The 22,039-nt window shown below is 51.9% G+C and carries 21 protein-coding genes and 1 tRNA gene; 13 read left to right on the top strand and 9 right to left on the bottom strand.

Features of this window, described 5'->3' with window-relative positions; translation table 11 throughout:
• The first annotated feature begins 87 nt into the window (after positions 1–87).
• The 5 genes from fabZ to BM025_RS16290 all read left to right on the top strand — a co-directional run bounded on the left by fabZ (position 88) and on the right by BM025_RS16290 (position 3,951).
• The gene (gene fabZ, locus BM025_RS16310) at positions 88–546 is read left to right on the top strand and encodes a 3-hydroxyacyl-ACP dehydratase FabZ (RefSeq protein ID WP_085850480.1); all 459 of its coding nucleotides are present in this window, start codon (positions 88–90) and stop codon (positions 544–546) included.
• Between the two features lie 53 nt (positions 547–599).
• Positions 600–1,397: an acyl-ACP--UDP-N-acetylglucosamine O-acyltransferase gene (gene lpxA / locus BM025_RS16305; protein ID WP_085850481.1), complete on the top strand. Its 798-nt coding sequence runs from the start codon at positions 600–602 to the stop codon at positions 1,395–1,397.
• A 10-nt stretch (positions 1,398–1,407) separates the two neighbouring features.
• Complete coding sequence (locus tag BM025_RS16300) at positions 1,408–2,190, top strand: LpxI family protein (protein ID WP_085850482.1); 783 nt, start codon at positions 1,408–1,410, stop codon at positions 2,188–2,190.
• The gene (gene lpxB / locus BM025_RS16295; RefSeq protein ID WP_090875433.1) at positions 2,187–3,353 is read left to right on the top strand and encodes a lipid-A-disaccharide synthase; all 1,167 of its coding nucleotides are present in this window, start codon (positions 2,187–2,189) and stop codon (positions 3,351–3,353) included. Before BM025_RS16300 ends, lpxB begins: the two co-directional genes overlap by 4 nt.
• A 118-nt stretch (positions 3,354–3,471) precedes the next feature.
• Positions 3,472–3,951 carry a hypothetical protein gene (locus BM025_RS16290; RefSeq protein ID WP_085850483.1) on the top strand — a complete coding sequence of 160 codons (480 nt, stop codon included), beginning with the start codon at positions 3,472–3,474 and terminating at the stop codon, positions 3,949–3,951.
• An 88-nt stretch (positions 3,952–4,039) separates the two neighbouring features.
• Here the strand turns inward: BM025_RS16290 and mnmA are convergent, their stop codons facing one another.
• A complete protein-coding gene (gene mnmA, locus BM025_RS16285) occupies positions 4,040–5,197 on the bottom strand; it encodes a tRNA 2-thiouridine(34) synthase MnmA (RefSeq protein WP_085850484.1) in 1,158 nt (385 codons plus the stop codon).
• 126 nt (positions 5,198–5,323) lie between these two features.
• Between mnmA and sciP the strand changes: the two genes are divergently transcribed.
• The 5 genes from sciP (at position 5,324) to BM025_RS19635 (ending at position 10,978) form a co-directional block, all read left to right on the top strand.
• Entirely contained in the window at positions 5,324–5,602 is a 279-nt protein-coding gene (gene sciP, locus BM025_RS16280) for a CtrA inhibitor SciP (RefSeq protein ID WP_085850485.1), read from the top strand.
• A gap of 108 nt (positions 5,603–5,710) precedes the next feature.
• Positions 5,711–6,424 (top strand): response regulator transcription factor CtrA, encoded by a 714-nt coding sequence (gene ctrA, locus BM025_RS16275; protein ID WP_085850486.1) that lies wholly within the window; start codon positions 5,711–5,713, stop codon positions 6,422–6,424.
• 121 nt (positions 6,425–6,545) lie between these two features.
• Positions 6,546–8,654 (top strand): NAD-dependent DNA ligase LigA, encoded by a 2,109-nt coding sequence (gene ligA, locus BM025_RS16270; RefSeq protein ID WP_085850487.1) that lies wholly within the window; start codon positions 6,546–6,548, stop codon positions 8,652–8,654.
• Positions 8,651–10,744, top strand: coding sequence for an ATP-dependent DNA helicase RecG (gene recG / locus BM025_RS16265; protein ID WP_085850488.1), 2,094 nt, complete (start codon positions 8,651–8,653; stop codon positions 10,742–10,744). The genes ligA and recG overlap by 4 nt, the downstream gene beginning before the upstream one ends.
• Positions 10,745–10,855: 111 nt before the next feature.
• Positions 10,856–10,978: a hypothetical protein gene (locus BM025_RS19635; RefSeq protein WP_280139353.1), complete on the top strand. Its 123-nt coding sequence runs from the start codon at positions 10,856–10,858 to the stop codon at positions 10,976–10,978.
• A 194-nt stretch (positions 10,979–11,172) separates the two neighbouring features.
• Here BM025_RS19635 and BM025_RS16260 read toward each other — a convergent pair whose 3' ends face one another.
• Positions 11,173–11,604 (bottom strand): iron-sulfur cluster assembly scaffold protein, encoded by a 432-nt coding sequence (locus BM025_RS16260; RefSeq protein ID WP_085850555.1) that lies wholly within the window; start codon positions 11,602–11,604, stop codon positions 11,173–11,175.
• Positions 11,605–11,668: 64 nt separating this feature from the next.
• On the opposite strand from BM025_RS16260, the gene hisI reads away from it, so the two are divergent.
• Positions 11,669–12,028 (top strand): phosphoribosyl-AMP cyclohydrolase, encoded by a 360-nt coding sequence (gene hisI, locus BM025_RS16255; protein WP_085850489.1) that lies wholly within the window; start codon positions 11,669–11,671, stop codon positions 12,026–12,028.
• Between the two features lie 6 nt (positions 12,029–12,034).
• Here hisI and gluQRS read toward each other — a convergent pair whose 3' ends face one another.
• From gluQRS to BM025_RS16230, 5 genes are all read right to left on the bottom strand, one after another.
• Positions 12,035–12,877, bottom strand: coding sequence for a tRNA glutamyl-Q(34) synthetase GluQRS (gluQRS, locus tag BM025_RS16250; protein ID WP_085850490.1), 843 nt, complete (start codon positions 12,875–12,877; stop codon positions 12,035–12,037).
• Complete coding sequence (gene trmFO, locus BM025_RS16245) at positions 12,877–14,220, bottom strand: methylenetetrahydrofolate--tRNA-(uracil(54)-C(5))-methyltransferase (FADH(2)-oxidizing) TrmFO (RefSeq protein ID WP_085850556.1); 1,344 nt, start codon at positions 14,218–14,220, stop codon at positions 12,877–12,879. The genes gluQRS and trmFO overlap by 1 nt, the downstream gene beginning before the upstream one ends.
• A gap of 91 nt (positions 14,221–14,311) precedes the next feature.
• Positions 14,312–17,095: a DNA gyrase subunit A gene (gyrA, locus tag BM025_RS16240; protein ID WP_170842216.1), complete on the bottom strand. Its 2,784-nt coding sequence runs from the start codon at positions 17,093–17,095 to the stop codon at positions 14,312–14,314.
• 122 nt (positions 17,096–17,217) lie between these two features.
• Positions 17,218–17,691, bottom strand: coding sequence for a disulfide bond formation protein B (locus BM025_RS16235; RefSeq protein WP_085850491.1), 474 nt, complete (start codon positions 17,689–17,691; stop codon positions 17,218–17,220).
• Positions 17,688–18,266, bottom strand: coding sequence for a YqaA family protein (locus BM025_RS16230; protein ID WP_085850492.1), 579 nt, complete (start codon positions 18,264–18,266; stop codon positions 17,688–17,690). The genes BM025_RS16235 and BM025_RS16230 overlap by 4 nt, the downstream gene beginning before the upstream one ends.
• A gap of 138 nt (positions 18,267–18,404) precedes the next feature.
• On the opposite strand from BM025_RS16230, the gene ypfJ reads away from it, so the two are divergent.
• Complete coding sequence (ypfJ, locus tag BM025_RS16225; protein WP_085850493.1) at positions 18,405–19,274, top strand: KPN_02809 family neutral zinc metallopeptidase; 870 nt, start codon at positions 18,405–18,407, stop codon at positions 19,272–19,274.
• Positions 19,275–19,430: 156 nt separating this feature from the next.
• Positions 19,431–19,517: transfer RNA gene (locus tag BM025_RS16220), tRNA-Leu, on the top strand.
• Positions 19,518–19,659: 142 nt separating this feature from the next.
• Here the strand turns inward: BM025_RS16220 and BM025_RS16215 are convergent.
• Together BM025_RS16215 and BM025_RS16210 are read right to left on the bottom strand one after the other, a co-directional pair.
• Positions 19,660–19,893 (bottom strand): hypothetical protein, encoded by a 234-nt coding sequence (locus BM025_RS16215; RefSeq protein WP_085850494.1) that lies wholly within the window; start codon positions 19,891–19,893, stop codon positions 19,660–19,662.
• A 385-nt stretch (positions 19,894–20,278) separates the two neighbouring features.
• Positions 20,279–22,012 carry a thiamine pyrophosphate-requiring protein gene (locus tag BM025_RS16210; protein ID WP_085850495.1) on the bottom strand — a complete coding sequence of 578 codons (1,734 nt, stop codon included), beginning with the start codon at positions 22,010–22,012 and terminating at the stop codon, positions 20,279–20,281.
• Positions 22,013–22,039 lie beyond the last annotated feature (27 nt).

Below are 22,039 nucleotides of genomic sequence, written 5' to 3'. Positions count from 1 at the left end.
TGGACTTTCGGACGCAGTCTGAGCATGATCAGGTTACAAACAACAGGCCCACAAGGGCAAAGACACGAAATACGACAAGGGACGAACATGACAGAGAGCTTCAAAACAGCAGATATCGATCTTATTCAGCGCATTATCCCGCATCGGTATCCGTTTTTGCTGGTAGACCGCGTTGTTGATATCAATGGCGCAGAGACCTGCACTGGGCTTAAAAACGTCACTTTCAACGAGCCACATTTCCAAGGTCACTTTCCAGGTGCCCCCATCATGCCCGGTGTGACTATTGTCGAAGCGATGGCGCAAACGGCGGCGGTGATGGTTGGCGTGGAAAACGGTCTCGCTGACAAAGATTTTCTGGTCTATTTCATGTCTATCGAGGCCTGCAAATTTCGCCGCAAAGTCGTTCCCGGCGATGTGTTGAAAATGCACATCACCACCAAACGCGGTGGCGGCAAAGTGTGGAAATTCGATGGTCGCGCCGAAGTAGATGGCGAGCTTGCGTGCGAAGCATCCTTTACCGCGATGATGGATTTGCCCAAAGAGTGATCTGATCTCTCAATGTGCCTGACCGCAAGACGACCTTACATTCGGAGCCCTCGATGAGCATAGATCCAAGTGCCAAAATTCACCCCTCAAGCATCATCGAAGACGGCGCTGTTGTGGGGCCAAACTGCGTCATCGGCCCGTTTTGTCTGGTGGGGCCGCAGGTCGTTTTAGGGGCTGGCGTCACGTTGAAAAGCCATGTTGTTGTGTCTGGTGACACAAACATTGGCGATGACACGGTGATCTTTCAATTCGCCTCTATCGGTGCGATCCCACAGGATTTGAAATACAAAGGCGAGGCGACCAAATTGGTCGTCGGCAAGCGCAACCGTATTCGCGAATATGTCACGCTGAACCTCGGAACCGAGGGTGGTGGCGGTGTCACGCGTCTTGGTGACGACAATTTGCTTATGGCCTCAGCGCATGTTGCACATGATGCGCAGATCGGCAATCGAGTGATCTTGGTCAATTCCGTTGCCGTCGCGGGCCACTGCGTGATTGACGACGATGTTATCATCGGCGGACTGTCTGGCATTCATCAATTTGTGCGCATTGGCCAAGGGGCTATCGTTGGCGCTTTGTCTATGGTCACGGCAGATGTCTTGCCGCTGGCTTTGGTACAAGGGCCACGCGCTGAATTGGACGGTCTCAATCTGGTGGGGCTCAAGCGTCGCGGCGTGCCACGCGATGACATCAACCAACTGCGTGCCGCGTTTCAGATGCTCAAACAGGGCGAGGGATCGTTCAAAGATCGTGCCGCGCGCCTGTCAGAAGATTTCGATAGCGAATATGTGGCGCGGATGATTGCCTTTGTCATGGGCGACAGTGATCGCGGGTTTTTAACACCTAAATAGGGTCTCACGCATGAGCAGAACTGCTATCATCGCGGGATCAGGGGAACTGCCACGGCTTTTGGCCGCTGCTTTGGATGCCCCTGTGTATGTGACCCTTGATGACACGTCAGTGCCCGATGGTATTGAACACATCCCTGCACGGATCGAAAAGCTTGGACGGCTGTTTAAGGCGTTAAAGCAAAGTGATGTTACATCCGTGGCTTTTGCGGGTGCCATGGCGCGCCCCAAAGTGAACCCTGCTTTGCTGGACCGCCACGCGCTGCGTTTGGCCATGTCTTTGGGCAAGGGAGATGACGCGTTGCTGCGCGAAGTTCTGGCGGTGTTTGATGACCAAGGTTTTGCGATCAAAAGTGCTGTCGATATTTGCCCTGACTTGGTGTTGGATCATGACACGATTTGGGGCACAAAGCCCAGTAAACAAGACGACAAAGACGCCGCACGTGCGCTTGAGGTGTTGGGCGCTTTGTCCCCCTTGGATGTCGGCCAAGGCGCTGTCTGTGCTGGCGGGATGATGTTGGGAATCGAGACGTTGCAGGGCACGGATTCAATGCTTGGCTATGTGGCACAAACCCCCGAACATCTGCGCCGCGCCAAAGGCGTGTTTGTCAAAGCTCCGAAACACTCACAAGACTTGCGCATCGACATACCCACCATTGGTCCAAACACAATTGACGCCGTTATCGCGGCTGGTTTGGCGGGGCTGATCATTCCGGCAAGACAGGTCATCGTGCTTAATCGCATGGCGGTTAAATCCCGCGTTGAAGAGGCAGGTATTTTCCTGAAAGCTCAATGAACACTGACGCCCTAAACTTGAAAGTCTTTATCATCGCTGGCGAGCAGTCTGGCGATAAATTGGGTGCCGCTGCCATGGCGGGGCTGAAATCTTTGCACAATGTGGATTTTCGCGGTGTTGGTGGGCCTTTGATGGCCGAACAAGGTCTGGAAAGCCTATTCCCGATGGATGAATTGTCATTGATGGGCATCATGGAAATCTTGCCCAAGTATTTTCACCTCAAACGCCGTATTCGCGAGACTGCCGAGGCTGCAATCGCATGGGCACCTGATGTGATTTTGACCATCGACAGCCCTGATTTTTGCCTGCGCGTCGCGGATATTGTCAAAGCGCAATCCGATCTGCGCATTTGCCATTATGTTGCCCCGACTGTTTGGGCATGGCGTCCTGAACGGGCTGCTAAAATGGCCGCAAAAGTCGATCAAGTTCTGGCGTTATTTCCGTTTGAACCGCGTTATTTTGAGGCCAAAGGGTTGCGCTGTGATTTTGTCGGCCATCCTGTGTCGACCGAATATGTCGCCACAGACGCCGAAGTCGCGGCATTCCGCGCTGAATTCCAAATCAACAAGGCGCCTTTGGTTCTGGTCCTGCCGGGATCACGTAAAGGCGAGGTTGCAAGGCTTTCTGATGATTTCGGTGCTGCGCTTGGCCTGTTTGCTAAAACCCATCCCGATGCGCGTTATGTGTTGCCCATGGCTGGTCCTGTTGAGGCGCTTGTGCGCGAGAAAATCGCCGATTGGCCCGTGCAACCGATCTTGATCAAATCCAGTGACAAATATGCCAAACGCGCCGCGTTCAAAGCCGCAGACATCGCTTTGGCGGCGTCTGGTACTGTGTCGCTTGAACTTGCGGCCAACCAAACGCCGATGGTGATCGCCTATAAAATGCAATGGCTGACGCAAAAGATCGTTGAGCGTAAATTGCTGATCGACACCGTCACTTTGGTCAATTTGGTGTCTGAGACACGCGTTGTACCGGAATATCTGGCGCAAAAGTGCCAGCCTAAAGAGATCGCAAAAGCGCTTAGTAACGTTCTGCAAAACCCAGATGCGCAAACCGCAGCGCTTGATTTGACCATGCAACGTTTGGGGCAGGGTGGTGACGCCCCCGGTTTGCGGGCGGCACGGGCCATTTTGGATGGAGTGCGCAAAGCAAAACCTTAACTTTGATTTGCACGGATCACAGTCCGCTCGCGGAGTTTCTATCGGTTGTGAAGAGACGTTTCTTGTTGTTGATGTGGCGTGCTCGTACGTAAGCGCGACACATCAAAAAGAGAAAATTATGCAAACCGTTCAATCCCTTACAAACACGAAAATTCTATTATCTGTCGTCCTTGCAGGTTTGATCGGCGAAATTGCCTTTGAACTTTATGCGTGGTTGATCTCGCCCGCTCTGTTTGGCGTCACCTTGCAACCGTCTAATCTGGTGATTGCGATGACTGCGAAATTTACAGGGGTGAAACTGTCCCACATCGCGGCCTTTCCGATTCACTTTGTGATTGGAGCGCTTGGATTTGGGGTGTTCACCTATTTGATCCGTCTGCTGATGCCGACGCGCGTTTGGTTTACGGGGTTTGTATCAGGGTTCATCTTGTGGTTCGTCGCCCAAGGTCTTTTGGCCCCAGTTATTGGGCGGACATTTATGATGGGTTTTGGCACATATACGCAGTCATCCTTTATCGGGCATGTTGGAATGACGATCATCATGGCGCATCTGATGGCACTGCTTATGAAGCGTTCTGTGGAATTGCCTGCACCCTAACTGCGAAAAAGCCCATGTGCAGACGTATTCTTACGCACACATGGGCCATTTTCATTTTATAGGGCTCAAAATCTAATAGCGTTCAGGGTTAATACCCGCGCCAAATCCAGCCGCCACCAAAGATGCGCGTGCTGTTATCATCATAGAACACGCACGCTTGGCCTGCTGAGACGCCTTCTTCAGCGACGATCAATTCCACCTCGGCTTCTGTATCAGAAATAGGGCGAATGATTGCTTCACGTGGTGGACGGGTTGAGCGCACACGAACCAATACATGCCATTCTTTACGTGATGACAGCGGCTCATCGCCCAGCCAATTGATTTCACGCACAGGAATTTTGCGCGTGGCAAGCATGTCTTTCGGGCCAACGATGACCTGTTTTTTATCGACATCCAATTTGACCACATAAAGCGGATCAGCCAAGCCACCGATGCCAAGCCCGCGACGTTGACCGACAGTGTAATGCAACACGCCGTTGTGCTGGCCCAAAACAGTGCCATCGGTGTCGACAATGTCACCCGGTTCCGCAGCCCCAGGGCGCAGTTTTTCAATCACAGAGGCATAATTACCGTTTGGCACAAAACAAATGTCTTGGCTGTCGGGCTTGTCCGCCACGGCCAATCCGTATTTTGCCGCCAAAGCGCGTGTTTCGGCTTTTGAGGCAAGGTGCCCCAATGGAAAGCGCAGATAATCCAATTGCTCTTCTTTGGTTGAGAACAAGAAATAGCTTTGGTCACGGTTTGCGTCGGCTGCGGAATGCAACTCCGCACCGTTCTTGCCCATTTTACGCTGAATATAGTGACCTGTGGCCATGCAATCGGCGTCCAAATCTTTGGCCGTGTTCAAAAGGTCTTTGAATTTCACCCGCTCGTTGCAGCGAATACAGGGCACAGGCGTCGCGCCCGCCAAGTAGCTGTCGGCAAATTCATCGATCACCGCGTCTTTAAACACGTTCTCGTAATCCAAAACGTAATGCGGAAAGCCCATTTCTTCGGCGACGCGCCGCGCATCGTGAATATCACGTCCCGCACAGCATGCGCCTTTTTTCGACAAAGCTGCGCCATGGTCGTACAGCTGCAAGGTCACTCCAACGACATCATAGCCCTCTTCTGCCAATTGCGCCGCCACAACAGAACTGTCGACGCCGCCAGACATGGCAACGACAACGCGTGTCTCAGATGGGGGCTTGGCAAAGCCAAGAGAGTTGATCGGATGTGTGGTCGTATCAGTTGCAGCATTAAGCATGAACAAAACCTTTCCAGAAGATGTTCAGAATATATGAAAATCCTATATATTCTCAATGGCAGGTTTCACCACCCATTAAGACCCTTGCGTCACAACAAATACGTAAAGTTGATGAGGGTGAGGCCCATGTATTTAAAAAAAGTAGACGGCCCGCGCGCCGTAACCTTGCCAAATGGCAGTATTATGACCCGCGCAGACCTACCGCCGCCTGAAACACGGCGCTGGGTGGCATCGCGTAAAGCCATTATTGTTAAAGCTGTTGCATTTGGACTGATTCCTTTGACCGAGGCCTTGCAGACCTATGGATTGAGCGAGGAAGAGTACAATTCTTGGAAGAATGCCATTCAGAATCATGGTGAAGTCGCTTTAAAAGCCACTTCAGTCCAAAAATATAGACAACCTTAGGTTGAATATACTAAAAGGTTAAAACTGGTAACGTGTGGTTAACCATTTTTGATCAATAATTTTATCCAACGAGCGTTCGATAAAATTTAGCAACGGAGACCCAAAAGTATGCGCATTCTGCTGGTCGAAGACGATCCCACAACTTCTAAAAGTATCGAGTTGATGCTGACACACGCGAATCTTAACGTCTATACGACTGATTTGGGCGAGGAAGGGATCGATCTCGCAAAACTCTATGATTATGACCTTATCCTACTGGATCTTGGTTTGCCTGATATGAATGGCCATGAAGTATTGCGCCAATTGCGCCTCGCACGGATCGAAACCCCCATTTTGATTCTATCTGGTGCCGATGACACAGATAACAAAATCAAAGGATTCGGATTTGGCGCGGATGATTATCTCACCAAACCATTCCACCGTGAAGAATTGGTTGCCCGTATTCACGCGATTATCCGGCGGTCTAAAGGGCATTCACAATCTGTGATCGGCACGGGTAAAATCGAAGTCAATCTTGATGCAAAAACGGTTTCTGTGGAAAATAAACCCGTTCATCTGACAGGCAAAGAATATCAAATGCTTGAACTTCTTTCGCTGCGCAAAGGTACAACGTTGACCAAAGAGATGTTCTTGAACCACCTTTATGGTGGCATGGATGAACCAGAGTTGAAAATCATTGATGTGTTCATTTGTAAGCTACGCAAAAAATTGTCCAATGCGACAGACGGCGACAATTACATCGAAACTGTCTGGGGGCGCGGCTATGTTTTGCGTGATCCTGATCCAGCAGATATGCATACCCCAATGGCCATTGGCGCCTAAGTTGGCCAAGCAACACTGCGGTTGTCGCGGCAGTGTTCAAGCTTGTCATTGAATTCTCCCACTGGACCTCTCCGCTGTGCTCTCCTAAAACTTTCGGAGACAAAGTTGGAGAGGTTTCTTTATGTGTGTGGACGTGGCTGTCAGTGAGTTGACCGAAGATCAAGCGCGTAGCGAACTTGCGCGCCTGTCAAAGGTTCTACTTGCCGCAAATAATGACTACTACACAAAAGACGCAAAACTGATTGATGCGGATTATGATGCGCTTAAATTGCGTAACGCCGCGATTGAAAAACGGTTTCCTCAGCTAAAAAGAGACGACAGTCCAACGGATCAGGTCGGTGCTACGCCAAGTGCAGGCTTCGGTAAAATCACACATGCTGTTCGCATGTTGTCTCTTTCAAACGCGTTCAATGACACAGACGTGGAAGAATTTGATGCATCGGTTTCCAAGTTTTTGGGCACGTCAGACGGCATTCTTTACACGGCTGAACCCAAAATCGATGGGCTATCCCTTTCAATAAGATATGAGCAGGGACAACTTGTGCACGCCGCAACGCGCGGTGATGGCGAAACAGGTGAAAACGTCACGGAAAATGCCAAAACAATCCAAGACATTCCTCATCAAATCCAAAATGCTCCTGATATCTTAGAGGTGCGCGGCGAAGTTTACATGAGCCATGCTGACTTTGAATCACTTAACGCGCGTCATGCTGAGCGCGGCGGTAAGGTTTTCTCAAATCCCCGCAATGCCGCAGCGGGCAGTTTGCGCCAACTTGATGTCGAAATCACGCGCGCGCGCCCGTTGAAATTTTTTGCCTATGCATGGGGTGCGCTGTCCACGCCTTTATCAGACACGCAAATGGGGGCGATTAATGCACTGGAATCTTATGGTTTTTCCACAAATCCACTCACCAAACTATGTGCCTCACCGCAAGAAATGATTGCCCACTACCGTGAAATCGAAGCACAACGTGCGACCCTTGGCTATGATATTGACGGCGTCGTCTACAAGGTGAATGACCTTGCTTTACAAGGCCGTCTTGGGTTTCGCTCCACCACGCCACGTTGGGCAATCGCACATAAATTTCCTGCAGAATTGGCTTGGACGCGCTTGGAAGCCATTGATATTCAAGTCGGGCGCACTGGTGCTTTAAGTCCCGTTGCCCGTTTGTCACCCGTGACGGTTGGCGGGGTTGTTGTTTCAAACGCGACGCTCCACAATCAAGATTATATCGAGGGGCGCGATGGTAAAGGCGCTGACATTCGAGGTGGAAAAGACATTCGTGTCGGTGATTGGGTGCAAGTCTACCGCGCTGGCGATGTCATTCCCAAAATTGCCGATGTCGACATCACAAAACGCACTGGCGATGAGGTGGCGTTTGTTTTTCCAAATGTTTGCCCCGAATGCGGGTCCGAAGCTGTTCGCGAAGATGGTGATGCCGTTCATCGCTGTACAGGTGGGATGATTTGCCCCGCACAAGCCATTGAAAAGTTAAAGCACTTCGTCTCGCGCGGTGCTTTTGATATCGATGGCTTTGGCGCCAAGCAGGTTGAGCAGTTTTACAATGATGGCTGGATTTCTGAGCCCAGCGATATTTTCATGTTAGAAGAACGCTACGGATCGGGGCTGCAACAGCTGAAAAACCGCGAGGGTTGGGGCGCGAAATCTGCGCAAAAACTTTTTGATGCTATCTCTGATAGACGAGAAATCGATTTGGCACGCATGATCTTTGCGCTTGGCATTCGCCATGTGGGCGATAGCTCGGCGGCATTGCTTGCGCTTAATTATGGCGATTGGACCTCATTTGAGGCGGCAATGACCAATGCGACGATTGGCGAAGGCACCATATGGGATGATCTTTTGTCAATTGATGGCGTCGGTGCGGTCATGGCCAAGTCTTTGATTCTCGCGTTTCATCAAGACGCCGAGCGTGCCTCGATCGACCGTCTGGCTGCGCATTTAACCATAAAAAACGCACAAAAACCGGCCAATGACAGTCCTGTCACGGGAAAAATCGTTGTTTTCTCGGGGACTTTGGAAAAGATGAGTCGTGCAGAAGCCAAAGCTACAGCTGAAAGTCTTGGGGCTAAAGTCTCTGGATCCGTATCTGCCAAAACTGATATTTTGGTGGCTGGACCAGGGGCCGGATCGAAAGCTAAAAAGGCAGCGGAACTTGAGATTTTGACATTGGACGAAGACGGTTGGCTTGACCTGATTGGTGGATCATGAGCGCATCACGCCCTGAAATTTTATTTCCATTGTTCGCCGGACTTGAAACTCTGGCTGGCGTGGGGCCCAAAACCGCCAAGTCGTTGAGCGGTCTATCTGTCGAAAAACCACGTGATTTGTTGTTTACCCTGCCGCATGCCTTGATCGATCGACGTCGCATTGACACGGTTCAGGGGGCTCGTTCCGGCGATGTCGTGACCGTTGAAATCACGGTTTTGCGCCATTTGGTTCCCAATCGCAAAGGGTTGCCACATCGGGTTTTTGTTCAAGATCAACGAACAGAATTTCAAATTGTGTTCTTTCGCGGCGCGTCTGATTGGATTGAAAAACAACTTCCCGTTGGTGAAACCCTTTTAGTGTCTGGCAAAGTTGAGTTGTACGAAGCGCAAATTCAGATACCGCACCCCGATCATATTCTTGCCGTGGATCGAGAAAGCGAGCTGCCTCATTTTGAGCCAGTCTATCCGCTTACAGCTGGTGTGACGCAAAAAATAATGGCCAAGGCCTGTGCTGATGCCATTGATAAAACGCCAGATTTTGCGGAATGGATTGACCCACACTTGCGATCACGCGAAGGCTGGCCGAGCTTTCGGACTGCATTACTTACGGCGCATAACCCACTCAGTATAGACGAAATATCCCCAACATCGGCTGCCCATCAAAGGCTTGCTTATGATGAATTTTTCGCACATCAATTGACGTTGGCACTGGCGCGCACATCCGTTAAATCGAAACCTGGACGAGCGTCGATTGGCGATGGTCGCCTGCGGGCGCAAGTCTTAAAGGCGCTTGCGTTCAAGCCAACCGGGGCGCAGGGCCGCGCCATGGATGATATCCAAGCAGACTTGGCGTCGCCAGAGCGGATGAACCGGCTTTTGATGGGTGATGTTGGATCAGGCAAGACATTGGTTGCCTTTATGGCGTTGCTGATTGCGGTGGAATCCGGCGGCCAAGGCGTTTTGATGGCGCCGACAGAAATTTTGGCACGCCAACATTTGGCTGATCTCAAACCCCTTGCGGAACAGGCCGGCGTTGTTCTTGAGTTGTTAACAGGGCGTGACAAAGGCAAGGAACGCAAAGCTAAATTGAGTGCGCTGAAGCGCGGAGATATTCAAATTCTTGTGGGCACCCATGCGGTGTTTCAAGAGGATGTGATTTTTCACGATCTTAGGCTGGCAATTGTGGACGAACAACATCGGTTTGGTGTGACGCAGCGCATGGCATTGGCGGACAAAGGGCGTTTTTCTGATGTGTTGGTTATGACAGCAACACCGATCCCACGGTCTTTGTCTTTGGCACAATTTGGCGACATGGATGTGTCAATTTTGGATGAGAAACCGGCGGGTCGCATGGCGATCAAAACGGCGCTCAGTTCAACTGAGCGGATCGATGATGTTGTGGCGCATTTACGGTCTGCTGTGGATGCGGGGCGCCAAGCGTATTGGGTTTGTCCACTTGTTGGCGAAAGCGAAGTGATGGATCTGGTCGCTGCAGAAGAGCGGTTTAAACATTTACGTGCCGCTTTGGGCGAGGGAAAAGTCGGTTTGGTGCATGGCCAAATGGCGTCTGAGGAAAAAGACCGTACAATGGCCGCGTTTGCAACGGGGCAATTGGCGGTTCTTGTCGCAACGACTGTTATTGAAGTCGGGGTGAATGTGCCCAATGCATCTATTATGGTGATTGAGCGGGCAGAACATTTTGGTTTGGCGCAGTTGCATCAGTTGCGAGGGCGCGTGGGGCGCGGGTCTGTCGCGTCAACCTGCCTGCTGTTGTACCAAGCTCCGCTGAGTGAAACGGGACGTCGGCGTCTTGAGCTTTTACGAGAAACCGAGGATGGGTTTCGGATTGCAGAAGAGGATTTGGTAATGCGCGGGGCAGGGGATTTGCTTGGTACCGCGCAATCTGGCGTACCAAAGTTCCGCATTGCCGATATTGAAACTCAATCTGCGCTGATGGCACTGGCACAAAACGATGCCCGTAAATTTCTATTGGATGATCCAAAGTTAAAATCTGAGCGCGGGCAGGCTGTGCGTGTTCTACTTTGGTTAATGGAAAAAGATCGTGCAATTCGTTTAATTACAGTAGGTTAGGCGCGATATTGACATTTTGTTCGCAAATGTTCTTAAAAAGTTCTTTACACGAGTCGTTAAAAATGAGAACAAATAGGCAACAAACTGTTAACCTCTCGAAAGGACGACAAGATGATCCGCGATATCAAATCCGTTGTAGAACGCTCAAAGGGCACTTTGGTCGAAGATATGATTGGTGCAACTGCACTTTTGGTCATCTTGTTTGGCGGACTTCTTGTCCCTGCATTTTTCTAAGTTTCTGCCCGTAATCTGAACGCAGTTTGCCACCTCATGTCCCAATGGGTGTCAGCCTAGCTTACCTATTCATGTTTGCTTGCGGAGCCTCAACCCCGTTGTCCAGCGTTCAGATTTCTACTGACCCGCCGCCTTCTGTTGTGAAGTGCGGCGGTTTTTTTTGCTCAGTACATGATGGAAAAACCGGTGAAAAATCAAGCAAGCGACGCCAATGCTTTGTGAGCTGCCGTCAAAGATAGCAAAATAGAAGCATGTCTATTTTTGTACTCACGTGCAGGCAAAAGTGCCTCAAACCCGTCAAAGGGTGCCGATGGGACTGGCCCATCTTGTTTGAGAAACGCAGTGAATTGGCTCAAGGCTTGGGCAACGTCATCGAGATTGCGACCAATGATATTTTGCCCCACAACAGCCGCGGCAGCTTGGCCCAAAGCGCAGGCTTTCACATCTTGGGCAAAGTCCGTGATACGACCATCATCGGCGGTAACATCAACGGTGACAGTCGACCCGCACAGTGGCGCACGTTCGCGCACGGTGGCATCAGGCGCATCAAGGCGACCGAGATGGGGAATATCGGCAGCCAGCGCCAAAAGGCGGGCGGAATAGAGCGCAGCGAGATCTGTCGACATGGTTTGCCTTTCAACGACTTGGGTCTTAGATAGGGCATGCGGTAGCCCATTGAAAGGACCGGCCATGACGTTTGATCCCAGTTCGCTAAAATATGATGACAAGGGGCTAATCCCCGCCATTGCGCAGGACGCAGATTCTGGCGAGGTGTTGATGCTGGCTTGGATGAATGCGGCGTCTGTAGCCATGACGCTTGAAACCGGAAAAGTGACCTATTGGTCGCGTTCGCGTCAGTCGTTTTGGATCAAAGGCGAAAGTTCCGGCCATGTGCAAAAGCTGGTCGATTTTCGCTATGATTGTGATCGCGATTGCATCTTGGTCACCGTCAACCAAATGGGTCCTGCCTGTCACACAAATCGGAGGTCCTGTTTTTACACCGCTGTACGCGATGGTGAAACGGTGGAATTGATGCAGCCAGAGGTATGATGCGACTTAAAGAAGTCCAACCATCTGTCTGATATCATTTGGTGTTGCGCCGTCATTGCGATATTTCGAAATGGCGCGCGCGTCATCGCGTTTGGCCAAACGTTTGCCTGCATCGTCGCGGATCAGATCATGGTGATAATACTTCGGTGGCTTGTGTCCAAGTAGATGCAGTAGCAGCACTTGAACTTGGGTGAACTCAAACAAATCGACACCGCGCACCACATGGGTGATGTCTTGGCGGATATCATCAATGGCTGAGGCCATGAAATACGCCGCAGTTTGAATGTCTTTGCGCCCGATAATAATGTCACCTACGTCACGCATAAGTGCATTTTTATCAATGTGATATGTACCTTTATTGATTTCACCCAACTCTTCAAACACAAGATCCATATTGCCTAAGGTGTCACAAGCGCGATCCATATGTAGACGGATTGCATCGCCCTCGGCGCGGTCCGACATGGCGCGGTGTTTGCAGGTTTGCGGATAAAGGTGGTGCGGCGCGCCTTCTTGTGGGGCAGACAGGGCCGCAGCGATGTCTTTGCGACTACACCGACACGGGTACGTCAACCCTTGTGAGATTAGTTCTGCAAGGCTCTGATTGTATACATCTAAGTTCTGAGATTGAAACAGAGGTGCCGCATCCCATGTGATGCCAAGCCACGTCAAATCATCCAGGGTTTGTTGCACGTATTCAGGTTTTGATCGCTCTAAATCGGTGTCTTCAAATCGCAGCAAAAAGCGCCCGCCATTGGCGCGCGCCATGTCATACGCGATCAACGCAGAATAGGCGTGCCCGAGATGCAGCGGCCCTGTTGGGCTTGGTGCAAATCGGGTCACAAATGACATTAACTTTGACCTTCAAGCCATTGATTAAATGTTTCTTTAGCGCGATCAGTATAGGCTTTGTAACGATCTTTGCGACCGCGTCGCCCGCCTTTGAGACCTTCAACAGGTGGGAACAGGCCAAAGTTCACGTTCATCGGCTGAAACGTTTTTGCTTCTGCGCCGCCCGTGATGTGATGGATCAGCGCGCCCATAGCTGTGTTGCCATTAGGGGGCGTGATGGGCGTGCCCAAGATTTCATGAGCGGCTAAACGACCAGCCAGCAATCCCATAGCGGCAGATTCTACATAGCCTTCGACACCCGTGACCTGACCTGAAAAACGCACATTTGGCTTTGATTTCAAACGCATCTGATCATCAAGCAATGTGGGAGAGTTCAAAAAAGTATTGCGATGAATGCCGCCTAGACGGGCAAATTTTGCCTCTTCCAAGCCGGGTATCATCTTAAAGACCTCGGCCTGAGCGCCGTATTTCATTTTAGTTTGAAAGCCGACGATGTTGTACAAAGTGCCTAGTTTATTGTCGCGGCGCAGCTGTACCACGGCATAGGCTTTGGTTTCTGGGTCATGCGTGTTGGTCAGGCCAACAGGTTTCATCGGGCCAAAACGCAGCGTTTCACGGCCGCGCTCGGCCATGACTTCGATCGGCAAACAACCGTCGAAATAGCCAGCTGTTTCGCCCTCGTGGAATTCGGTTTTATCAGCCGCCAAAAGTGCGTCGATGAAAGCCTCGTATTGGTCTTTGGTCATCGGGCAGTTGAGATAGGCTTTTTGCTCTTCTTCTGTCTCGCCTTTATCGTAACGCGACTGCATCCACGCCACATCCATATTGATGCTGTCGCGGTAAATGATCGGCGCGATGGCATCGAAAAACGCCAGACGATCTGCGCCGGTTTCTTTGGCAATCGCTTCACCAAGTTTGGGCGAGGTCAGGGGACCTGTGGCGAAAACCCACGTGCCCTCGGATGGAATTTCATTCACTTCGCCATATTCAATCGAGATATTTGGATGAGCGTTGATTTCTTGCGTCACAAATTCGGCAAAGGCTTCGCGGTCGACAGCCAAAGCACCACCAGCGGGCAATCGGTGTTTTTCGGCAGCGGCCATGATCAAACCATTGGCCGCCCGCATTTCCCAGTGCAAAAGCCCAACGGCATTTTGTTCATCGTCATCGGATCTGAACGAATTGGAACAAACCATTTCGGCCAAATTACCCGTTTGGTGTGCAAAGGTTTCAACCTTGGGCCGCATCTCGTGGATCACCACTTGTACGCCCAAATTGGCAGCTTGCCACGCTGCCTCTGATCCGGCCATTCCGCCGCCAACGATGTGTAATATCTGTGTCATGCCGCTCATCTAGCCCAGTGCTGCGAGAATTTAAAGGAAAAGCGGAGACTCCAGGAGAGCCCCCGCCAAAATCGAAAGACACGTGCGACGTTTAGCTGTCGCTTGGTGTCTGTGGTGACGCGTCTGTGGCATCGGTGTCGGTCGCTTCAACCTGATCTTCTTCATCACTTTCCGCGATGTAGGCGACAGAGACGACTTCTTCGCCTTTTCCTGTGTTGAACACCTTAACACCACCCGCAGAGCGCGAGCGGAACGAGATGCCTTGCACAGGGCAGCGGATCGATTGACCTTTTGAGGTGGCCAGCATGATTTGATCGTCCAAAGTCACAGGGAAGGACGCAACAAGAGCCCCGCCGCGCATGGCTTTGTCCATCGCTGTCACGCCCATACCGCCACGCCCGCGCACGGGGTAATCATGGCTGGACGACAGTTTGCCAGTACCGCCTTTGGAAATGGTGACCAGCAATTCTTCTGCGGCCTTCATTTCCTCAAAGCGCTCTGGTGAGATCGCACTTTCGACGGCGTCTTCATCGTCATCCGTGCCCTCGACCTCATCCGCGCCAGCTTGCGCACGACGCATTTTCAGATAGGCGGCGCGTTCTGATGCTTCGGCCTCGAAATGGCGGATCACAGACATCGATACGACTTCATCATCGGTCATTTTGATGCCACGCACACCGAGCGAGGCACGCGAGTTGAACACACGTACATCAGTCACAGGGAACCGGATCGCACGACCAGAAGAGGTGACAAGCATCACATCATCGTTTTCATCACAGATGCGGGCGTTGATCAGGCGAGTGCCTTCGTCTTCGCCCTCAAATTTCATCGCGATCTTGCCGTTGGCTTTGACATTGGTGAAATCTGACAAACGGTTGCGGCGCACAGAGCCTTTTGAGGTGGCAAAGATGACTTGTAGATCATCCCATTCCACTTCTTCACGGTCCACAGGCATGATCGCAGCAATGCCGACGCCGGTTGGAATGGGCAAAATGTTGACGATCGGCTTGCCTTTGGCGGTACGACCACCAAGTGGCAAACGCCATGTTTTCAGCTTGTAGGCCATACCGTCATCCGTAAAGAACAACAGTTGCGTGTGGGTGTTGGCAACGAACAGCGTGGTGATCACGTCTTCGTCTTTGGTCGCCATGCCAGACAGACCTTTGCCGCCACGCTTTTGCGCACGGTAATCGGCCAAAGGCGTACGTTTGGCCCAGCCAGAGGACGTAATGGTCACGACCATGTCTTCTTTTTCGATCAGATCTTCGTCAGAGGCATCGCCAGACCAGTCAACAATTTCGGTGCGACGTGGCACGGCAAACAGGTTTTTCACCTCTGTCAGCTCATCGGAAATGATCGACATAATGCGTTCGCGTGAGGCCAAGATTTCAAGAAAATCTTTGATTTTGCCTGCAAGTTCTTGCAACTCGTCAGTGACTTCTTTGACGCCGATCTGTGTCAAGCGCTGCAAGCGCAGATCAAGGATCGCGCGGGCTTGAACTTCGGACAGGTTGTATGTGCCATCTTCGTTGATGGTGTGCGACGGATCATCGACCAGCTTGATATAGGGCGCGATGTCTTGGGCAGGCCAACGACGTGTCATCAGTTTCGAGCGGGCTTCAGCTGCATCGGCAGAAGACCGGATGGTGGCGACAACTTCGTCAACGTTGGTCACAGCCACAGCCAAACCACACAAGATATGCGCACGATCACGTGCCTTGCGTAGTTCAAACGCAGTGCGGCGGGCGACAACTTCTTCGCGGAAGATAATGAAGTTGGTCAAGAAATCGCGCAATGTCAGCTGCTCGGGGCGACCATTGTTCAGCGCCAGCATGTTACAGCCAAAGTAGGTTTGCAGCGGCGTAAAGCGGAACAATTGGTTCAGCACAACTTCGGGTGTGGCATCGCGTTTCAATTCGACCACGACCCGCACACCGTTGCGATCTGATTCATCTTGAACGTGCGAAATGCCTTCAACGCGCTTTTCGCGCACAAGTTCTGCGATCTTTTCGATCATCGTCGCTTTGTTGACCTGATAGGGAATCTCATCAACAACGATGGCATAACGGTCTTTGCGAATTTCTTCGACGCGGGTTTTCGCGCGAATGATCACGGACCCACGGCCTTCAAGATAGGCTTTGCGCGCGCCAGCACGCCCCAGCATCATCGCCCCAGTGGGGAAATCCGGACCAGGGATGATTTCCATCAAGCGTTCCATGGACAGATCGGGGTTTTCGATCATGGCCAAGGTCGCATCAATGACTTCGCCCAAATTGTGTGGCGGAATATTTGTCGCCATCCCCACAGCGATACCACCAGCGCCGTTGACCAGCATATTGGGGTAACGTGCGGGCAAAACAGTGGGTTCGCGGTCTTTGCCGTCATAGTTCAGCGTGTAATCAACGGTGTCTTTGTCGATATCTGCCAGCAAATAGGCGGCAGGTTTGTCCATACGCACTTCGGTATAGCGCATCGCAGCTGCCATATCGCCGTCCATAGAGCCAAAGTTACCCTGACCATCAAGCAAGGGCAGGGACATGGAAAACGGCTGAGCCATCCGCACCAAAGCGTCATAGATCGCAGAGTCACCATGCGGGTGATATTTACCCATCGTGTCGCCAACAGCACGCGCAGATTTACGGTAGCTTTTGTCGTGGGTGTTGCCAGCCTCATACATCGCAAACAAAATGCGGCGATGCACAGGTTTTAGACCATCGCGCAAATCCGGAATGGCACGGCTCACGATCACGCTCATTGCGTAATCCAGATACGAGCTTTTCATCTCTGCGGTGATAGAGATCGTCGGCCCGTCGTGAAACATTGGCTCGCGTGGTGTGTCGTCTTCAGACTCAGGAGTTTGTGGAGTGTCGCTCACGATGTCCGCCTGTGGTTGTTATGAGGTCTATATATCGTTGACCTGCAGTCTAACCCAGACAGGATATAGGGTGCAATGACTCATTGCCCCTCAGAGGCGATACAAAGCGTTCAAATGGGGGCTTAGGCGTGCTTGCGCGCAGCGACCAACCAAATCGCCACCAAAAGCGCTGAAAACGCGAAATTATAGCTTGCCATAGACAGCCCTAAAAATTCCCAAGACACTTGATCGCACATCACAATGGCATCCACCGGTGAGCCGGGCAAAAGATCGCCCCCCGTCAGGCCAGACAGCGCATCGCCGCCACCTGTACAAGATGTCGGACCTTCCCACCATTTGCGCTCAACCCCAGTGTGAAAGGCGCCCAAGCCTGCGGTGACGGCCGCGGCCAGCGCGCCAAACCAAAGCAAAACACGTGATTGCACGCCCATGTAGGCCGCGCCAACAAAAATCGCTACCACATGAGGCCAGCGCTGCCATAGGCACATTTTACAAGGCGCATAACCCAAAGCTTGAAAGAAAAACGCCCCAAGAAGCAAAGCAAGCGATCCGCCGGCTGCCAAGGCAACAAGTTGTGTACGTGTAAGATTTTTCATATGAATTTCACAGCGCAAAAGCCGCCCAATAAAAGTACAACAAAGGCAATGAACATCAGTCCAAGGCGCTTTTCGATAAAGGTGCGAATGGGTTCACCGAATTTCCACAACAACGCGGCCACAATAAAGAACCGCAAAGCCCGTGCGGTGATTGAGGCGGCGATAAAGATGGGCAGGGACAATGCCGTCGCGCCAGATAAGATCGTGATCACTTTATAAGGGAACGGGGTGACGCCAGCTATCAGCACAGCCCAAGCGCCCCATTCATTGTATTTCAGCGCGAATTCATCAAAATACGCGTCTTTTCCGTAGAATTCCAACACAGGTCGGCCAATTGTCTCGAATGCGCCATATCCTATGTAATAGCCCAACATGCCGCCCGCGACAGATGCGGCTGTGGCCACAAAAGCAATTTTAAAGGCGGCTTTGGGACGTGCAACAATCAGCGGAATCATTAAAATGTCAGGCGGGATGGGAAACACCGAGCTTTCCACAAAGGCGACAAAGGCCAATGCCCAAAGCGCGCGTGGGTGCTGTGCCATGGACAAAGTCCAGTCATATAGCCGTTTCAACATGTGCCTGATGTCCCTGCTGCTTGTTTTAACTCTTTTGGCTGCATTGTTCCCTTAGCGTCAAGGTCCGATAGAGCTTTTTCCCTTGTGAGACGGCTTGCTGACGCTAATGTGAGCAGGTTAAATTTTGAGGGTAGAGTAATGAAGTGGCAAGGTCGGCGCGGTTCGCGCAATATCGAAGATCGTAGACGCAGCAGTGGCGGTGGCGGTGGTCGGGCAACGGGTGGCAAAGCTATTGGCGGCGTTGGTTTGATCGCGGTGCTAATTATTGGCTATGCGCTTGGCATTGATGTCACACCTTTGCTCAATCAGGTCGCGGGCACAGGCAGCACCACATCGCAAAGCAATCAAATAACAGCGGCCGATGAAAAAGCGGCACAGTTTGTATCTGTAACATTGGCGGACACCGAAGAAATTTGGACGGACCTGTTTCAAAGCCAAGCGCGCACCACATACCAAGCCCCTGTTTTGGTGCTGTATAAAGATGTGACCCAAAGCCCTTGTGGTGGGGCTTCTGGCGCGACGGGGCCGTTTTACTGCCCAGGTGATAAAAAGGTCTATCTCGACACGGCGTTTTTCACCACGATGGAGCGTCAACTTGGGGCAGGGGGTGACTTTGCTGCCGCCTATGTGGTTGCGCATGAAGTGGCGCATCACGTGCAAAACGAATTGGGCATCTTGGGTCAAGCCAATCAAGTGCGGGCACAATCGTCAACTGAGGGCAGTAATGCCATTTCTGTGCGTATTGAACTGCAAGCCGATTGTTTTTCCGGCATCTGGGCGCGTGAAGCTGACAAACGCTTTAACACGCTTGAGCGTGGCGATATTGCCGAAGCCTTGAATGCGGCCAAACAAATCGGCGATGACACGCTACAAAAGAACGCAGGGCGCGTGCCGCAACCCCATACATTTACCCATGGCACCTCGAAACAACGCCAAGCTTGGTTCAAAACGGGTTACAACAGTGGTGATCTGCGAGATTGCGATACATTTTCTGCAGATCGCCTTTAGAGCAACCCCAGTAAAATAAGGCGCGTGCGGGTGTCCGAAAAATAAAATGACATTTTTTTTGCAAGAACTGTCATATCCCTCTTGTGGACCCGCGCGCGCTTCGCTAAATCCCCTCTACGACGAAGCGAACGGTCTTAACGACCTTGAGTTTCATCTGCCCGCGTGGTGGAATTGGTAGACACAGGGGATTCAAAATCCCCCGCTGTAACAGGCTTGGCGGTTCGAGTCCGCCCGCGGGTACCAATATATATAGGGTTGTCCACCAACCCAACCTACGATGAGTAAACTGAATGTTTGCTCAAAACACACATTCCAAACTTTATAGCTTTAGTCATGAGATTTGAGATCAAAATCTCGCCTTGTGTCTGCTATTTGCGTTCAGTCGTCAGTCAATCTGAGCCTCATTTTTGACAGCGCTAGCGCATGCAACCTGCGCACCGATGCCGACCTCTTTCGCCACTGTGACGCGGGAGTGCAGACGGCGCTCTGTTACAGCTTCACCCAGTAAGATTTCCTCTGGCGAGATCGGCCAATCATCGAGAATGCACTCTCGCAAGATGTTACAGAATGGGGCAAATCCATCCTCTACCGGATTCGTTTCGTTGAAGGTCTGATACATCGCACCGAAGGTCCTATTCGGTTCATCAGGGTGTCCTTTGGTCGACACAGCAATCTGGTCGACTGCATTGTCGTTCGTTTAGTTTCAAGCAAGCGTTATGGATTTGTGTCCGTGTATGGGAGGAATGATGACGCTTTATTTCACTTTTTACTCTTAAGTGACGCGCAGATAAAGGAATTGTCGATAGGCAACAGATTCAAGGCTGAAGTCAGGGCTAATTCAAAGAACAGTCGTCAGCAAGTTAGGCGAATTGATGAAATGATTGCACCGTGAATACAGCAAATTATTCACCCCCAAGTCTCTAATAGGCGCGTTTGTCTAACTGTATTGGGATGAGGTTGATACATTTTCGAATGCCTTCTTTTGCTTTATAGGACGTACCGGTTCAATGAGGCGCGGTTCTTGCAATCGCGATGTTAAGCAGCACTTGCCTGCGTTCTGTCGTTGCCACCTTTATGGCGCGGTCCAACGCGTCGGGTAAATCGGCGCCATCAGTAACTGTTTCGGTCCAGGCGCGGCTGGCTTCAGCGGTACGGGTAAAATCCGGGCTGGGCCGGAGCGAGGTCAGCGGCACTTCGTTAGAGGCACGTGCGGCACCCTCAGGATACAGCCCTTCGACCGAATGGCGCACAGCACCCCATTCTTCGTTGTTCAGAACGAGAACGATCACGGGAATATTCTGTGCCTCTGCGACGAGGTGGCAGGCGGTGGGGTTGGCAAACATGTAGCTGCCGTCCCCCATAGTGGCAAAGACCAACCGGTCGGGGCAGGCCATCTGTGCGCCAATGGCGGCGGGGAACCCCCAGCCAAGGCCGCCTGAATGAGGTTCTTGAAAATAGCTGTCGGGCTGGTCGAGGTCCAGCGGCATGAGAGGACACCCGAGTTCATGAAACACAGTGGCGCGGCGGCCATGCTGTTTGGCCTGTGCTTTGATGGCCCGGCCAAGACATAAACTGACCCACTCCTTGGTCATCGGCGCGCCAGAGCCGCTTTGCGCCGCTGCGATCATATTATCCCTGTTGGTTTGTGCGGCCAATGCGATGCTTTCACGACGGGCTGCAAGGCGTATCAGATCCGTTTTTTGATCAGCCATTGTCAGGGTGAGCGCGTCGATTATGCGGTCAGTTGGCCCCGCTAACGTGATATCTGCCGCAAAATTGCGGACTGGTGTACGTGTGAAAAGTGGATCGGGTCCGGCATGGATCACTATTACATCATCACGCAGCTTCACTTTATCCGGAAACCAAGGCGCAAGGGCATCAAGGACCAAAACCACATCCGCTTCGGCCAGCAAAGGTTCTGGATCGGCCCCCACCTGACACGGGTGGGATAAGGGGAGCGCCAATTGGTTGGACCAATAGTGCGATAAAGGCAGGGCATAGGTTTCGCACAAGGTCTGAAGAGTAGCAAAGCCTGCCGCGTTGCCTGCTCCGCGCTGCGCAATAACGAGCGGCTTTTCAGCGTGCGCCAATGCTTTGGCCGCGCGTGCCAGATTGTCAGGATCAGGGGCGGTAATGACGGGGGTCATGCGTGAAGGCGCGTCAAGCCCGGCACGCGGGCATGGCTCGCAGAGCACCTCGCGTGGCAGACTCAGATAAACTGGTCCCTTGGGTGTCGAATTGGCAACAGCCCAAGCGCGGTCCATCAACTCAGAGATCTGATCGGCAAAACGCAACTCGTAGTGCCACTTTGTAGTCTCGCGAATGAGAGCCTCTTGATCGAACATCTCTTGTCCCCAGCCAATAGGGACAGTGCGCGCGCCAAACCGCGTGTGTTCGGTCACTGGGGTGCGACCAGACATCAAGATCATCGGCACTTGATCACACCACGCGTTGATCGTGGCCGTTGCACCGTTTGCCAAGCCTACATTGGTATGCAGCAACACCGCTTGCGGGCGGCCCGTCATTTGCCAATAGCCATGCGCCATCGACACTGCCGCATGTTCGTGGGGAACGGTAATGGGCGTCGGTAGGTCAATCCCAGCGTGACGGGCTTCGATCAATCCTTCGATGATCGGCGGAAAATCAGTGCCCGAATTGGTAAAAACATAGTCCACACCGAGCGCTTTAAGTTTGCCGAAGATTGCGCCTCCGGCGGTAATTGAGGACTTATCATTCATTCGTAAAACCTTTCGAGCGACATTATT

This window comes from Pacificibacter marinus (assembly GCF_900109555.1).
Taxonomy (GTDB): Bacteria; Pseudomonadota; Alphaproteobacteria; order Rhodobacterales; family Rhodobacteraceae; genus Celeribacter; species Celeribacter marinus_C.
The sequence above is the reverse complement of the archived record's forward strand: the minus strand, read 5'-3'. Positions and strand labels throughout refer to the sequence as shown.

What these genes read in the sequence shown, in the direction of transcription:
- hisI (WP_085850489.1), top strand. Translation starts at nt 11,669, where the DNA reads ATGACGTTTGATCCCAGTTCGCTAAAATATGATGACAAGGGGCTAATC.
- ctrA (WP_085850486.1), top strand. Translation starts at nt 5,711, where the DNA reads ATGCGCATTCTGCTGGTCGAAGACGATCCCACAACTTCTAAAAGTATC.
- BM025_RS16215 (WP_085850494.1), bottom strand. Translation starts at nt 19,893, where the DNA reads ATGTATCAGACCTTCAACGAAACGAATCCGGTAGAGGATGGATTTGCC.
- BM025_RS16210 (WP_085850495.1), bottom strand. Translation starts at nt 22,012, where the DNA reads ATGAATGATAAGTCCTCAATTACCGCCGGAGGCGCAATCTTCGGCAAA.
- ypfJ (WP_085850493.1), top strand. Translation starts at nt 18,405, where the DNA reads ATGAAGTGGCAAGGTCGGCGCGGTTCGCGCAATATCGAAGATCGTAGA.
- BM025_RS16235 (WP_085850491.1), bottom strand. Translation starts at nt 17,691, where the DNA reads ATGAAAAATCTTACACGTACACAACTTGTTGCCTTGGCAGCCGGCGGA.
- mnmA (WP_085850484.1), bottom strand. Translation starts at nt 5,197, where the DNA reads ATGCTTAATGCTGCAACTGATACGACCACACATCCGATCAACTCTCTT.
- gluQRS (WP_085850490.1), bottom strand. Translation starts at nt 12,877, where the DNA reads ATGTCATTTGTGACCCGATTTGCACCAAGCCCAACAGGGCCGCTGCAT.
- ligA (WP_085850487.1), top strand. Translation starts at nt 6,546, where the DNA reads ATGTGTGTGGACGTGGCTGTCAGTGAGTTGACCGAAGATCAAGCGCGT.
- BM025_RS19635 (WP_280139353.1), top strand. Translation starts at nt 10,856, where the DNA reads ATGATCCGCGATATCAAATCCGTTGTAGAACGCTCAAAGGGCACTTTG.
- fabZ (WP_085850480.1), top strand. Translation starts at nt 88, where the DNA reads ATGACAGAGAGCTTCAAAACAGCAGATATCGATCTTATTCAGCGCATT.
- sciP (WP_085850485.1), top strand. Translation starts at nt 5,324, where the DNA reads ATGTATTTAAAAAAAGTAGACGGCCCGCGCGCCGTAACCTTGCCAAAT.
- BM025_RS16260 (WP_085850555.1), bottom strand. Translation starts at nt 11,604, where the DNA reads ATGTCGACAGATCTCGCTGCGCTCTATTCCGCCCGCCTTTTGGCGCTG.
- BM025_RS16300 (WP_085850482.1), top strand. Translation starts at nt 1,408, where the DNA reads ATGAGCAGAACTGCTATCATCGCGGGATCAGGGGAACTGCCACGGCTT.
- BM025_RS16230 (WP_085850492.1), bottom strand. Translation starts at nt 18,266, where the DNA reads ATGTTGAAACGGCTATATGACTGGACTTTGTCCATGGCACAGCACCCA.
- trmFO (WP_085850556.1), bottom strand. Translation starts at nt 14,220, where the DNA reads ATGACACAGATATTACACATCGTTGGCGGCGGAATGGCCGGATCAGAG.
- BM025_RS16290 (WP_085850483.1), top strand. Translation starts at nt 3,472, where the DNA reads ATGCAAACCGTTCAATCCCTTACAAACACGAAAATTCTATTATCTGTC.
- recG (WP_085850488.1), top strand. Translation starts at nt 8,651, where the DNA reads ATGAGCGCATCACGCCCTGAAATTTTATTTCCATTGTTCGCCGGACTT.
- lpxA (WP_085850481.1), top strand. Translation starts at nt 600, where the DNA reads ATGAGCATAGATCCAAGTGCCAAAATTCACCCCTCAAGCATCATCGAA.
- lpxB (WP_090875433.1), top strand. Translation starts at nt 2,187, where the DNA reads ATGAACACTGACGCCCTAAACTTGAAAGTCTTTATCATCGCTGGCGAG.